This is a genomic window from Nocardiopsis sp. NPDC055824 (assembly GCF_053616335.1).
In genome coordinates this window covers 1-12,689 of the sequence record NZ_JBSHDN010000184.1, presented here as the reverse complement: position 1 = coordinate 12,689, position 12,689 = coordinate 1, and the positions used below count along the sequence as shown (strand labels likewise).

Sequence of the window (12,689 nt, the reverse complement as noted above, 5' to 3'; positions counted from 1 at the left end):
CCCATCGGAGCGCGCCCGGCCCCGGCCCGGACGGCATCAGACGGTGGGCGCGGCCCCGTTCACGCGGCGGGGCACGCCCAGCGGGTTGTCGTCGCGCAGCTCGCGGGGGAGCAGCGACTGCGGCACCGACTGGAAGGACACCGGGCGCAGGAAGCGCCGGATCGCCGTGGTGCCCACCGACGTGTGCAGGGGCGCGGTGGTCGCCGGGTAGGGGCCGCCGTGGGTCATGGCGTACGTGACGGCCACCCCCGTCGGCCATCCGTTCCAGACCACCCGCCCCGCGACGGACGCCCCCAGCGCCAGCAGCGCGGGCGCCACCGGGTCGTCCTCCTCACCGTGCACGGTGACGGTGAGCTGGCCGCGGAGCACCCCCGCCGCCTCCAGGAGGCGGCGCTCGTCGGCGTACGCGACCACGAGGGTCGCCGGCCCGAAGCACTCCTCCAGGAGGGTGTCGGCGTGCTCCAGCAGGGAGTCCAGGTCGGTCCGCAGCAGGCTCGGGGACCAGTCGTCGCCGGTGTGCCTGCCCTGGACGAGCACCTCGGTGGCGGGGTGGCCGCTGAGCGCGTCCAGGCCCCGCTCGAACCCCTCCGCCACGCGGTCGTTGAGGAGCGGGCCCGCCGCCCTGTCGGCGAAGTCGGCGACCAGGGCGCCGAGGTCGGCGTCCTCCGGCAGGAACACCACGCCCGGCTTCGTGCAGAACTGCCCCGACCCCATGGCCGCCGAGTCGGCGTAGCCGCCGAGGATCTGCTCTCCGCGCGCCGCCATGGCGGCGCGGGTGACGAACACCGGGTTCACGCTGCCGAGCTCGCCGTAGAAGGGGATCGGCTCGGGCCGGGCCGCGGCCAGGTCGAACAGGGCGCGCCCGCCCGGGATCGACCCGGTGAACCCGACGGCGCGGGTGAGCGGGTGGGTGACCGCCAGCCTGCCCGCCTCCATGCCCTCCACCAGCGCGAAGGAGCCCTCGGGCGCCCCGGCCCCGGTGAGCGCGTCGACGACGACACCGGCGGTGGCGCGGGCCAGCTCCGGGTGGCCGGGGTGGGCCTTGACGACCACCGGGCACCCGGCGGCCAGCGCCGAGGCGCTGTCCCCGCCGGCCGTGGCGAAGGCGAAGGGGAAGTTGCTGGCCCCGAACACGACGACGGGGCCGAGCGGGACGAGGATGCGGCGCACGTCCGGGCGCGGCGTCCCCCACTCGGGGTCGGCGGGGTCGACGGCGGCCTCCAGGTAGGAGCCGTCCTCCAGGGTCTGCGCGAACAGCCTGAGCTGGAAGGTGGTGCGGCCCAGCTCTCCCTTGCAGCGCGCCTCGGGGTAGTGGGCCTCCTCCGCGGCGAGGGGCACGAGCCGGTCGGCGGCGCCGTCGAGGGCGTCGGCGACGGCGCGCAGCAGGCCGGCGCGCTCGCCCGGGGTGAGGGCGGCCAGGAGCGGGGCCGCGGCGGCGGCCCGTTCGAGGACGGCGTCGAGTTCCTCCGGTGTGGTGTCCGGGGCGGTGGTCATGGCTCAGCCTCCAGGAGGGGTGCGTGCACTGCGTCGGGCACTGATCCAACCATGCCACGCCCTCCGTTGGAAAGCGCTATCCTGAGCGGCCCAGGCGACCGGGTCCCCCTGCGGCCCCGGGCCGCGAAACAGACACGGACCGACGAACACGACGAACGGCGCCGGCGCCCCCGTCCGCACCGCCCCGGACCCGGGCGACGCCTCCGGCACAGGTGGACCGGACACCACGGGAAGGGGTCGGGGAACGAAACTGGAATTTCCCCGGAACCAGGTGATTCCGGAAAGGCATCATAGGAGCCGTGACGACAAATTCCCGAAGCTCAACGCCCCCGCGGTCGCGACGCTCCCCCGGTCCAGCCGGGAGCGCCTACGCGCCGCGCGAGAGCCGTGGACCGGCCGGCGTCGCCCACGACGAACTCGCGTTCGCGCAGGCCCCCCTCCGGAGACTTCCGGCCCAGCAGCGCAGCATGCTCAGAGTGCAGCGCATGCTCGACTGCTGCGCCGAGCTCCTCGACGAGGTCGGCTACGACAACCTCTCCACCACACGGATCGCCGAACGGGCCGGGGTCGCCATCGGTTCCGTCTACCAGTTCTTCCCGGACAAGAAGGCCATCACCCAGGCGCTGGGCCTGCGCTTCCTCGACCAGTTCGGCGCCCGGGTGACCGAGCGGATCGCCGACACGTCGTTCAGCCACTGGACCGCCGCCGTCGACGCCGTCGTCGACGAGTACATCGACATGCACCGCCACGTGCCCGGCTTCCGCAGCCTGCACTTCGGCGACATCGTCGACACCCGCCTCCTCAACGGCGGGGCCGACAACAACCGCGTCATCTCCATCCGCCTGCGCCGGATCATCGTCTCCGTCACCGGCATCCCCGACGACGACGCACTCGACCGGGCCGTCCACGTGGCCGTCGAGGCCGCCGACGCCGTCCTCAAGCTCGCCTTCCGCGACGACGCCGACGGCGACACCAGGCTCATCGGCGAGGCCAAGCGGCTGGTCAGCAGCTACCTGTCCGACTTCTCCGAGCGCAGCGGGGGCGACCACCCGTGGTAGCCGACGCCGGAACCCTCACCGGCCCCGTCACCGGAACCGCCGCGGGGGTGCCCTTCCTCGCCCTGCCGCCCGCGACGGGCGACCTCCCGGCCCCGCTCGTCGTCGGCCTGCACGCCTTCGAGCCGCCCCGCGCCGAGGCCTCCCTCGCAGGCACCCTGCCCATGGCGGCGCTCCCGGCCTGGCGGATCCACCTCGGGCTGCCGCTGTTCGGCGCCCGGCTGCCCGAGGGCGGCGTCCCCGAGGTCAACCGCCGCGGCGAGCGCGACCACCTCGTCGACCTGTTCGCCCCGGTGGTGGAGCAGGCCGCCGCCGAGCTCCGCGCCGCCGTCTCCGAGCTGCGCTCGGCCTTCCCCGTCACCGACGCCCCCGTCGGCCTGGCCGGGGTGGGGGCCGGGGCCGCCGCGGTCCTGCTCGCCCTTGCCGAGGGCCGCATGCCCGTCGGCGCCGCCGCCGTCGTCAACCCGGTCGTGGACCCGGCCCTGGTCGTCACCGCCCGCGCGCGACGCGACGGAACGCCCTACAGGTGGACCGACCGGGCCCTCCAGGCCCGCGCACGGCTGGACTTCGTCGGCCGGGCCGACGAGATCTCCCGGGGACGCGTCCCCCTGCTGGTCGTCAACGGCGGGCTCGACGACGTCGTGGCCCCCGAACAGGGCGGGGCGCTGTGCGACGCCCTGGCCGGGCACGCCCCCGAGCATGCGCTCCGTCACATCGTGGTGCCCGATCTGGCACACGCCATCGGACCCGAGCCCGGACTCGAACCCGGGCGGCCCACCCCGGCGGGAGTACTCGCCGACAGGGCCCTCACCGAGTGGTTCCACCGCCACCTCACGTCTTCCACGCAGGTCCGGGCATCCGCGGAGGCCTAGTCACGGCCCCCGGGGCGCCACGCCCCCGGCAGGGGCCGCGGGCACGCCGACCGTTCACCGCGTACACTCCGCCGCCTCGCCGCGCGTCCCCTCGACGTACGCCGACGCGACAGTTGGTACGCGTTCCATGGGATCATCCAGTGGCGACCGCACCGAGCGGTCCACCTGACCGTTTCGACTCATCCTTCAGGAGGGCGAACCACGTGACGGAACCGGCACCGGTCTTTGCCAGCGGGGTCGACAACGAGCGGTTGAACGCACAGCTCCGCTTCCTCCTGGAAGTCGACAAGCTCAAGCGCATCCTGCGGCAGAACCTGCTGGTGGACGGATCACGGCGGGAGAACTCGGCCGAGCACTCCTGGCACCTGGCCCTCTCCGCCCGCACCTTCGCCGAGTACGCCCCCGAGGGCACCGACATCGACCGCGTCGTCGAGATGCTCGTGCTCCACGACATCGTCGAGATCGACGCCGGGGACACCTTCCTCTTCGACAAGGTGAACTCCGAGACGCAGGAGGCGCGCGAGCGGGCCGCGGCGGCCCGCATCTTCCCCCTCCTCCCCGAGGACCAGGCCGAGCGCGCCCGCGAGCTCTGGGAGGAGTTCGAGGCACGCGTCTCCGCCGAGGCCCGCTTCGCCCGCGCCGTGGACAGGCTGTCCCCGATGCTCGCCAACTGGCACAACGAGGGCGGGACCTGGGTCCGGTTCGGCATCACCCGGGCACAGGTCATGGAGAAGGTCAAGCTGATCCAGGAGGGCTCCGAGGCCCTGGGAGCCTACGCGGCGGCCCTGATCGACGACGCCGACCGGCGCGGCTACTTCCGCACCTGAGCGCCCCGCGGGGCAGCCCCCGCCGCGCATCCGTGCCCGGACGGCGGGCCGGCCGGGCACGGGGAGCGGTCAGATCCGGCCCATGACCAGCTGGACCGCCGCCGTCAGCCCGACGACGACCAGGCACACGCGCAGGGCCGCCGGGCTGAGCCTGCGGCCGAAGTTGGCCCCCAGGTAGCCGCCCATGACGGTCCCGGCCGCGATGAGGCCGACCACCGGCCACGACGGCGAGGCCAGCACGATGTAGAACACGGCGGCGGTGCCGTTGGCGATCGTGGTCAGCGCGTTCTTCAGCGCGTTGAGCCGCTGGAGGTCGTCGTCCAGGGACGCGCCGAGGATGCTGATGAGGATGATCCCCTGGGCCGCGGCGAAGTAGCCGCCGTAGGTGCCGGTCGCGTAGGCGCCCAGCGGCAGCAGAGGTCCCCCGTTCTTGGAGGCCGGTCGGCGGGAGCGCGCCCACTTGGTGATCCGCGGCTGGAGCAGGATCAGCACGCACGCGCCGCCGATCATGAACGGCACGACGAACTCGAACACGCCCGCGGGCAGGTAGATGAGCAGGAGCGCGCCGGTCATCGCGCCGAGGAACGACATCCCGCCGAGGCGGAGGATCCGGCCGCGCTGGCCGGCGAGCTCGCGCCGGTAGGCGATGGTGCCGCTGAGCGTGCCGGGGGCGAGCCCGATGCTGTTGGACACGGTCGCGGTGACGGGCGGGAAGCCGAGGGCGAGGAGCACGGGGAACGTGAACAGGGTCCCCGAGCCCGCGATCGCGTTGACCCCGCCGGCCGCCACACCGGCCAGCAGGATGACCGCCGCCTCCCAGAGTTCCATGCGACCAGCTTTCCGGATCCCGCTCCCCGACCGTCGAGGGCGTCAACAGACTACGAGAGCCGGTCATCGGCGCCCCACGCCGGGGATACGTGATCCAGGGCATAGCCGGACCCCGCCGAACGGTGCGCGACGGGCCCCGGAACGCGCCCCGCCCCGCAGGTCGGGCGCCGTGAGCGCCGTCCTGCGGGGCGGGGAGGAGGGCCGGGTCCGGGCGGCCCCGGGTCAGGGAGCCCGCACGACCTCGTCGCGGAGCCGGTCGAAGGCCGTGCCGACGCCCTGGAGGGCCCTGCCCATCTCGGACGGGACGATCCAGACCTTGTTGGCGTCGCCCTTGGCGATCTCGGGCAGCTTCTGGAGGTACTGGTAGGCCAGCACGTCCGGGTCGACCCGGCTCGTGTGCAGCGCCTTGAACACCATGTGGATGGCGTCGGCCTCACCGCGCGCCCGCAGCGTCTGGGCGTCGGCGTCGGCCTTGGCGGTGAGCATCTGGGCCTCGGCCGAACCCTTGGCCCGCAGCACCGCCGCCGCACGCTCGCCCTCGGCGCGCAGCACGGCGGACTGCTTCTCGCCCTCGGCGCTGAGCAGCTGCGCGCGCTTCTCGCGGTCGGCGCGCATCTGCATCTCCATCGCCTCCTGCACGGAGGACGGCGGCTCGATGCCCTTGAGCTCGATGCGGCTGATCTCGATGCCCCAGTCGCGGGTGGCCTCGTCCAGCACCGCCTTGAGCTCGCGGTTGATCTCGTCGCGGGAGGTGAGCGTGCCCTCCAGGTTCATCCCGCCGATGACGTTGCGGAGGGTGGCCAGGGTGAGCTGCTCGACGGCCTGGATGAAGTTCGCGACCTCGTAGGTGGCCTTGTAGGCGTCCCGGACGCGGATGTAGACGGCCGAGTCGACCTCCACCGCGAGGTTGTCCTCGGTGATCGCCGACTGCGGGGGGAAGCTCACGACCTGGACGCGGCGGTCGATCCGCTCGCGCACCTGGTCGACCCCGGGAATGACGACGTTGAAACCCGAGCTCAGGGTCCGGTGGAACTTACCGAACCGCTCGACGACGTCCTCCATCGAGTGCGGAACGATACGCACGCTCCGCCAGAAGATGAGCAACAGGACCGCGACGAAAAGCGCCACGATGATGATCATGGTCATCGGCGCACCCCGGTCTCCGAACAAGGGGCGGCGTTCAGTATCGACATCTGGGCAGCTCCGGATCTCCTGACGGGGGTGGCAGGCGGTGCGGACGGACCGCGTCCACCGGCGGACCCGCCCACCCGAAGATCTCCAAGCGCGCCGAAATGGAGCGATCCGCTCACCGACCGTTGACGCTACCCCATATACGTCGGGGCGACCACATCTGGACAGGAATACTGTTTATGGTCAATCGATTTGTGTTATTACCGCAATCCCTATCGGCGACTTCCCGCTCGGAATGCCCTGGTCAGACCGCGCGCGCGTTCCAGCGGTCGCCGTCGCGCTCCACCTTGAGCGGCAGGCCGAAGGTCTCCGACAGGTGCTCGGCGGTCAGGACCTCCTCGATCGGCCCCGCCTGGACGACGCCGCCGCCACGGAGCAGCAGCACGTGCGTGAACCCCGCCGGGATCTCCTCCACGTGGTGGGAGACCACGACCAGGGCGGGCGCGGACTCGTTGCGGGCCAGCCCGCCCAGGCGGCGCACCAGGTCCTCCCGGCCCCCCAGGTCCAGACCCGCGGCGGGCTCGTCCAGGAGCAGCAGCTCCGGGTCGGCCATCAGCGCGCGGGCGATCAGGACGCGCTTGCGCTCGCCCTCGGACAGGGTGTGGAAGTCCCGGTCGGCCAGGTCGGCGACCCCCCAGTGGCCCAGCAGCGCGCGGGCGCGGCCGTAGTCCGGGCTGCCGTACTCCTCGCGGAACCGGCCCACGTACCCGTAGGCGGCGCTCAGCACGATGTCGAGGACGGGGGTGCCCGCCTCGATCCGCGAGGCCACCGAGGCGCCCGCATAGCCGATCAGGGGCCGCAGCTCGAAGACGTCCACCCGTCCCAGGCGCTCGCCGAGGATCTCCACGTCGCCCGCGGTCGGGTACAGCTGGCTGAACGCCACGTTGAGGAGCGTCGTCTTGCCCGCGCCGTTCGGCCCGAGGACCGCCCACCGCTCACCCTCCAGCACCGACCAGTCCACGCCGTCGACCAGGGTGGCGCCACCCCGTCGGACCGTGACCCCGCTCAGGCCCAGAACCCGCCCGTCCATCGTCCTCCCTCACATCACGCCCCACGCCGGTGCACGGGCCGACCTACCCTGAAGCAATGCAACTCACGTCCGCACCACTCGTCGCCTGGGGCAACGCCTGGCTGTCAGGCCACGTCGGGCTCGACGACGCCGTCGACGCGGTCGAACGGCGCGGCGGCCCCAACCTGATCGGGACAGTACCTGTCGCGGACCTGCCCTTCGACAGCGGCGTACCGCTGCGGTCGGCACTGGTACGACTTCGTGGCCTGGGACTGTCCGCGTTCCGGCTGTCCCTGCCGACCTGGGGCGACCCCCTCGGGCTCGTGGGCCCGAAGGAGCTCAACCAGGCCGCCATCGAGGCCCAGGAGGGGGTGCTGGTGCAGCTCGCCGGCCAGCAGATGGGCATGGTGCCCTCCCCCGACCGGCGTGGTTCATCCTATGTGGGCGTTTCGTGGGCGCCGTATCGGGCCGACCCGGCGCCCCCGCAGGTTCCCGGTCTGGCCGAGGCGGAGCAGACCCTGAAGCTCACCCTGATCGAGGTCGCCAGGACCCTGGAGGGCGTGGACGACATCGCGGCGTTCGCCCCGGGCGTGCACCGGGAGCTGGGCGACCTGGGGGGCCGCGAGGCGCCGCCGCTGGCGCACGGCTACCCGCCCCGTGCCCACCGGGTGGCGGCCCAGGCGGAACGGCTCGCGAAGGTGGTGAGGCTGGCCGAGCCGGCGTCGGGCCGGGGGATGGACGCCCGTCAGGCGGCGGCGCGGTCCGACGCGCTGCGGAAGCTGGACGCCGCGGTGCGGCGGGCCAGGGTGGCCGCCCACGCGGCCATCGCCCTCCCCGGGCACGCGCCGAACGGCCGCTGAGCCGGACGGGGCGGGCACGGCGAACACCGGGCCGGGCTCCGGGTTCGGGCTCCGCCGGCGCCGCTCCGACCCCGTGGTCGGGGCGGAGGGCCCCGCAGCGGCCCCTGTCGGAGCGGTCGGACGGATCTTCCCCGGGACCGCGCCCCCTCGGCGTCCCCGGGCCGTCTCACCCGGCGGACGCGGCCTCCCCTTCCCCCCGCCCGGCCCCGGCGGCGCGACCGCCCCGTGTCCGGCGGCGCAGCGCCGCGAGGCGGACCGCCCGCGCCGAGACGACGGCCGCGCAGGCCAGGGCGACCACGGCGAGCGCCGACCAGAACGACGTGAAGAGATAGGGCACCTGGAACCACGCCACGTCCCTCCCCCGGAACAGCCACCCGACCACCTCGTGCAGGACCACCAGGAGCAGCGGCGGCCCCGCGTAGGGCAGCAGGCGCGCCGCCACCGCCCACCGGGGGCCGCCCTCGCGCGCGAGGGCCCAGTCGCGCGACCGCCGCACACCGCGCCAGGCGAGCGGGACGGCGGCGGCTCCCGCGGCCAGGAGGACCGCGTCGACGGCCACCGGCCCGGCGCCCGTCGGCGGCCCGGGTGCGGAGCCCGCGTCGACCAGCTCGACGAGCGCGGAGGCCAGGGGGTGGGCCCCGCCCCACGAGGACCCCGTGTTGGCCATGACGGCCACGCCGTACCCGCTGTCGGGCAGCAGTGCCTGGTGCGCCGTCGCGGTGAGCAGGTCTCCCCCGTGCTCGACGACCCGCGAACCCGACGCGGTCTCCCCCAGCGACCACCCCAGGGCGTAGGACCCGGAGGCCGCGGAGGGGGTGTGCAGCGCCCGGACGCCCTCCTCCGACAGGATCCGGACACCGTCCGGCCCCAGCCCGCCGCCGGTGTGGGCGACGAGCCACGCGCCCATGTCGGCCGCGGTGCTGACCACGCCGCCGGAGCCGTTGCCGAACCCGGGGGGCTCGTCCGCGGGGAACGCGCGTCCGAGCACGGAGACGTGCCCCCGCGCGCCGGACGGCAGGTCCAGGTCCGTGTCGACGGTGGTGCTGTCGTCCATCCCCAGCGGGGAGAACACCCGCGCCTCCAGGTGATCGGCGAAGGGCCTGCCGCCGACCACCTCGACGAGGCGGGCGGCGACCTGGAAGTTCGGGTTGTGGTACTCCCAGCGCGTGCCGGGCTCGGCGGCCAGGCGCGCGCCGCGCAGGTCCGCCACGGACTCGCGCAGGGTGAGGGTGTCCCTGCCGCGGCTGTAGGACGCGAACTCGGTGTCGGACATGCCGGAGGTCTGGTCGAGCAGCTGGCGCACGGTGATCCGCTCCGCCCGGGGGTCGGCCATCGTGAACTCGGGCAGGTGCTCCCGCACCGGGTCGTCCAGGTCGAGCTCCCCCTCCTCGGCCAGCTGGAGGACCGCCAGCGCGGTGACCGACTTGCTGAGCGAGGCCACCGCCATGGGCGTGTGCTCGGTGACGGCGGCGCCGCCCGGGGTGGTCCCGTACCCGCGGGCGTGCACGACCTCCGTGCCGCGGGTGATCACCACGGCGGCGCCGGGAAGACCGGTGGCGCGGCGGTACTCCTCCACGACCGCGTCCACCTCCCCGGGGGACGGGGCCGGAGGAGCGGCCCCCGGGGTGAGCGGGGCCGTCCCGGCGGAGCCGGGCGCGGCGGGGAGGACCAGCAGCGCGGCGGCGCCGAGGAGGCAGAGGAGCGCGGGGACGGAGCGCCCGCGCGGGGGGACGGGTGCACCGCGGAGGGTGGAGAAGGCCATGGCCCAACGCTAGGAGCGCTCCCCCCGCCGGACCACCGTGCGCGCCTCCGACCGCACCTGGGGTTCTCCGCAGGGCGCCCCTGCGGCCACCACCACGCCGCGCCGCGCGCTCCGGGCCCGAGAGGGGCGGGGGCGGGGGCGGAGGCCCGGGACGCGGAACCGTCCCGGCCGGGCCCCGCCAGGGTCGGCCGCAGGGTGTTCGACTCCGATGTCCTCGACTGTGCGGGTTCGCCGAACCGGGCGCCCTGTCGACCGCCTTCCTGCGCCGCACCGGTGTCCGCCCCTCGGCCTACCGCGGTTCCCGACGGGCCCCGGAGGACCGGGCCGGGACCGGGGACGGAGGCGCGAACGCCCGGCGCTCCGACGCACCCTGGTAAGGGGCGCGGGAATTCTCGGGGTAGGTCCAGGGGATATACCTGATCCATCGTGACGGGAGAGTGCCGATACTGGGTGTGTGGCGCCGGGCCCCGGCCCCACCGAGTCGACGAGGAGAACCAGTCATCATGCAGCCCGAGCACATCCGAGCCTCCGACGCGGACCGGGACAAGGTTGCCGAGCGGCTGCGGGAGGCCGTGGCTGAAGGTCGCCTCACCCCGGTGGAGCACGAGGAGCGCCTGGACACCCTGTACAGGGCCAAGACCGTCGGGGAGCTCGCCCCGATCGTCTCGGACCTGCCCGTCACCGGCCAGGGGTACGACTACGCGGCCATGGACCGCCGGTCGTCCGAGCCCCCTAACGGGATGGAGATCCTGGGGAGCGAGGCCCGCGACCTCGCCGGCCAGAGCAAGGGCTCCGAGAACCTGGTCGCGGTGTTCGGCGGCTGCGAGCGCAAGGGCCGCTGGCTGGTCGAGCCCCGGACCAACGTGTCCGTGCTCTGCGGCGGGGTCGAACTGGACCTCCGCGAGGCCGTCCTCAGCCAGCACGAGGTGACCATCCAGGTCGCCGTCATCATGGGCGGGGTGGACATCACCGTGCCGCACGGGGTGAGAGTGATCAACAACACCTCGGCGATTCTGGGCGGCGCGGACATGCACGGGACGGACCAGGTCACGGACCCGAACGCCCCGATCATCCGGTTGACGGGCACGTGCATGCTCGGCGGAGTGGACATCAAGGCCAAGGGTCCGCGCCGCAAGAAGAAGAACCGGGGCAACCGGTAGGCGCCGGAGTGACCTACACCTCTCCTCCAGCCGTCCACATGGTGAACTAGCTGGGCGAAGAGCCCTCCCGGCTCGACCGGCCCCTCCCCCGGCCGAGTACCGTGGAAGACGCCATGAATGATGATTCCACGTTGTTGGTGACAGTGACCGGGCACGACCGGCCCGGCATCAGCGCGCGTCTCCTGAGCACCCTCTCCGTCTTCCCGGTGACCATCGTCGACCTCGAACAGGTCGTTCTGGCGGGACGCCTGGTGCTGGGGACGGTTCTCGGGGTCGACGAGCGCGTGGCCCCCGGCGTGAGCCGCCAGCGGGTCTTCGAGGAGGTGCGCAGCGCCCTCGACAAGACCGCGATCGACCTCGACATGGAGGTCGAGTACGGGGACGGGGACGGCAACGGCCGCGTCAACGACTTCGCCTCCGGCCGCCTGCACGTGACCGTCCTGGCCGACCCCCTGCGCCCCGGCGCCCTCGGCGCGATCACGTCGTGCGTGGCGAGGGCCGGAGCGAACATCGACCGGATAGAGCGGCTGTCGAGCTACCCGGTGACCTCCGTGGAGATGGAGATCTCCGGGGGCAGCGCCGAGCAGCTGAGGGCCGAGCTCGCCATGGAGGCCTCCACCCAGGGCGTCGACGTCGCGGTGCAGCCCAGCGGCCTGCACCGCCGCGCCAAGCACCTCATCGTCATGGACGTCGACTCCACCCTGATCCAGGGCGAGGTGATCGAGCTCCTGGCGGCCCACGCCGGCTGCGAGCAGGAGGTCGCCCGGGTCACCGAGGAGGCCATGCGCGGCGAACTCGACTTCGAGGAGTCCCTCCGGCGCAGGGTGTCCCTGCTGAAGGGCCTCGACGCCTCCGCCATCGACGCGGTGCGCGAGGAGATCCAGCTGACCCCCGGGGCCCGGACCCTGGTCCGCACCCTGAAGCGCCTGGGCTACGAGTGCGGGATCGTGAGCGGCGGCTTCACCCAGATCACGGACGTGCTCGTGGAACGCCTCGGGCTGGACTACTCCGCGGCGAACACCCTGGAGGTCGTGGACGGGACGCTGACCGGCGAACTGGTCGGCCCGATCATCGACCGGAAGGGCAAGGCCACCACCCTGAAGCGGTTCGCCGCCGAGGCCGGCGTGCCCCTGGAGCAGACGGTCGCCGTCGGCGACGGCGCGAACGACCTGGACATGCTCCAGGTGGCGGGACTGGGCGTCGCGTTCAACGCGAAGCCGGTGGTCCGCCAGCAGGCCGACACCTCCGTGAACGTGCCCTACCTGGACACGATCGCGTTCATCCTCGGCATCACCCGCGAGGAGATCGAGGCCGCCGACCTCCACGGGCTGGCCACCGAACCGGCCTCCCCCTCCTCACCCGCCACCGCAGGCGTCTGACACACCGACGGGGCCCGCGGACGCGCTACGGGGCGTCTGCGGGCCCCGTGTCGTCCACAGGCGGCATCCTCCCCTGGCGCGGCACACCCCCACTCCGCTTTCCTGGAAACAAGGGGGACCACCCCCCCCCCCGCCACCACTCCTGCCCACCACCCGATTCACAAACGCACAAGCATGCGCGCAAAAAAGGAGGGGGCCGCCCACAAGGCAACCCCCTCCCCTACAAAAAACCGTGGCAGCGACCTACTCTCC

11 protein-coding genes are annotated in these 12,689 nt (G+C 73.5%); 6 read left to right on the top strand and 5 right to left on the bottom strand.

The features are described 5' to 3' along the window. Window positions 1-36: 36 nt before the first annotated feature. Window positions 37-1,494 (bottom strand): aldehyde dehydrogenase (NADP(+)), encoded by a 1,458-nt coding sequence (locus ACWGL3_RS26075; protein WP_267947490.1) that lies wholly within the window; start codon window positions 1,492-1,494, stop codon window positions 37-39. Between the two features lie 467 nt (window positions 1,495-1,961). Between ACWGL3_RS26075 and ACWGL3_RS26070 the strand changes: the two genes are divergently transcribed. From ACWGL3_RS26070 to ACWGL3_RS26060, 3 genes are all read left to right on the top strand, one after another. Continuing rightward, entirely contained in the window at window positions 1,962-2,552 is a 591-nt protein-coding gene (locus tag ACWGL3_RS26070; RefSeq protein WP_267947489.1) for a TetR/AcrR family transcriptional regulator, read from the top strand. Beyond that, window positions 2,546-3,421, top strand: a complete 876-nt coding sequence (locus tag ACWGL3_RS26065) for an alpha/beta hydrolase family protein (protein WP_267947488.1) — start codon at window positions 2,546-2,548, stop codon at window positions 3,419-3,421. Before ACWGL3_RS26070 ends, ACWGL3_RS26065 begins: the two co-directional genes overlap by 7 nt. A gap of 203 nt (window positions 3,422-3,624) precedes the next feature. Beyond that, window positions 3,625-4,248, top strand: coding sequence for an HD domain-containing protein (locus ACWGL3_RS26060; RefSeq protein WP_267947487.1), 624 nt, complete (start codon window positions 3,625-3,627; stop codon window positions 4,246-4,248). Between the two features lie 69 nt (window positions 4,249-4,317). On the opposite strand, the gene ACWGL3_RS26055 is transcribed toward ACWGL3_RS26060, so the two are convergent. The 3 genes from ACWGL3_RS26055 to ACWGL3_RS26045 all read right to left on the bottom strand — a co-directional run bounded on the left by ACWGL3_RS26055 (window position 4,318) and on the right by ACWGL3_RS26045 (window position 7,297). After that, window positions 4,318-5,076 (bottom strand): sulfite exporter TauE/SafE family protein, encoded by a 759-nt coding sequence (locus ACWGL3_RS26055; protein WP_267947486.1) that lies wholly within the window; start codon window positions 5,074-5,076, stop codon window positions 4,318-4,320. A 222-nt stretch (window positions 5,077-5,298) separates the two neighbouring features. Continuing rightward, the gene (locus ACWGL3_RS26050; RefSeq protein WP_267947485.1) at window positions 5,299-6,222 is read right to left on the bottom strand and encodes an SPFH domain-containing protein; all 924 of its coding nucleotides are present in this window, start codon (window positions 6,220-6,222) and stop codon (window positions 5,299-5,301) included. Window positions 6,223-6,511: 289 nt separating this feature from the next. Beyond that, complete coding sequence (locus ACWGL3_RS26045; RefSeq protein ID WP_267947484.1) at window positions 6,512-7,297, bottom strand: ABC transporter ATP-binding protein; 786 nt, start codon at window positions 7,295-7,297, stop codon at window positions 6,512-6,514. Between the two features lie 56 nt (window positions 7,298-7,353). Here ACWGL3_RS26045 and ACWGL3_RS26040 point away from each other — a divergent pair, with 56 nt between their 5' ends. Next, the gene (locus tag ACWGL3_RS26040) at window positions 7,354-8,136 is read left to right on the top strand and encodes a hypothetical protein (RefSeq protein WP_267947483.1); all 783 of its coding nucleotides are present in this window, start codon (window positions 7,354-7,356) and stop codon (window positions 8,134-8,136) included. A 166-nt stretch (window positions 8,137-8,302) separates the two neighbouring features. On the opposite strand, the gene ACWGL3_RS26035 is transcribed toward ACWGL3_RS26040, so the two are convergent. Next, complete coding sequence (locus tag ACWGL3_RS26035; protein WP_267947482.1) at window positions 8,303-9,898, bottom strand: serine hydrolase domain-containing protein; 1,596 nt, start codon at window positions 9,896-9,898, stop codon at window positions 8,303-8,305. A gap of 503 nt (window positions 9,899-10,401) precedes the next feature. Between ACWGL3_RS26035 and ACWGL3_RS26030 the strand changes: the two genes are divergently transcribed. Next, window positions 10,402-11,058 (top strand): DUF1707 SHOCT-like domain-containing protein, encoded by a 657-nt coding sequence (locus tag ACWGL3_RS26030; protein ID WP_267947481.1) that lies wholly within the window; start codon window positions 10,402-10,404, stop codon window positions 11,056-11,058. Between the two features lie 113 nt (window positions 11,059-11,171). Continuing rightward, the gene (gene serB, locus ACWGL3_RS26025) at window positions 11,172-12,437 is read left to right on the top strand and encodes a phosphoserine phosphatase SerB (RefSeq protein WP_267947480.1); all 1,266 of its coding nucleotides are present in this window, start codon (window positions 11,172-11,174) and stop codon (window positions 12,435-12,437) included. Window positions 12,438-12,689: the final 252 nt, after the last annotated feature.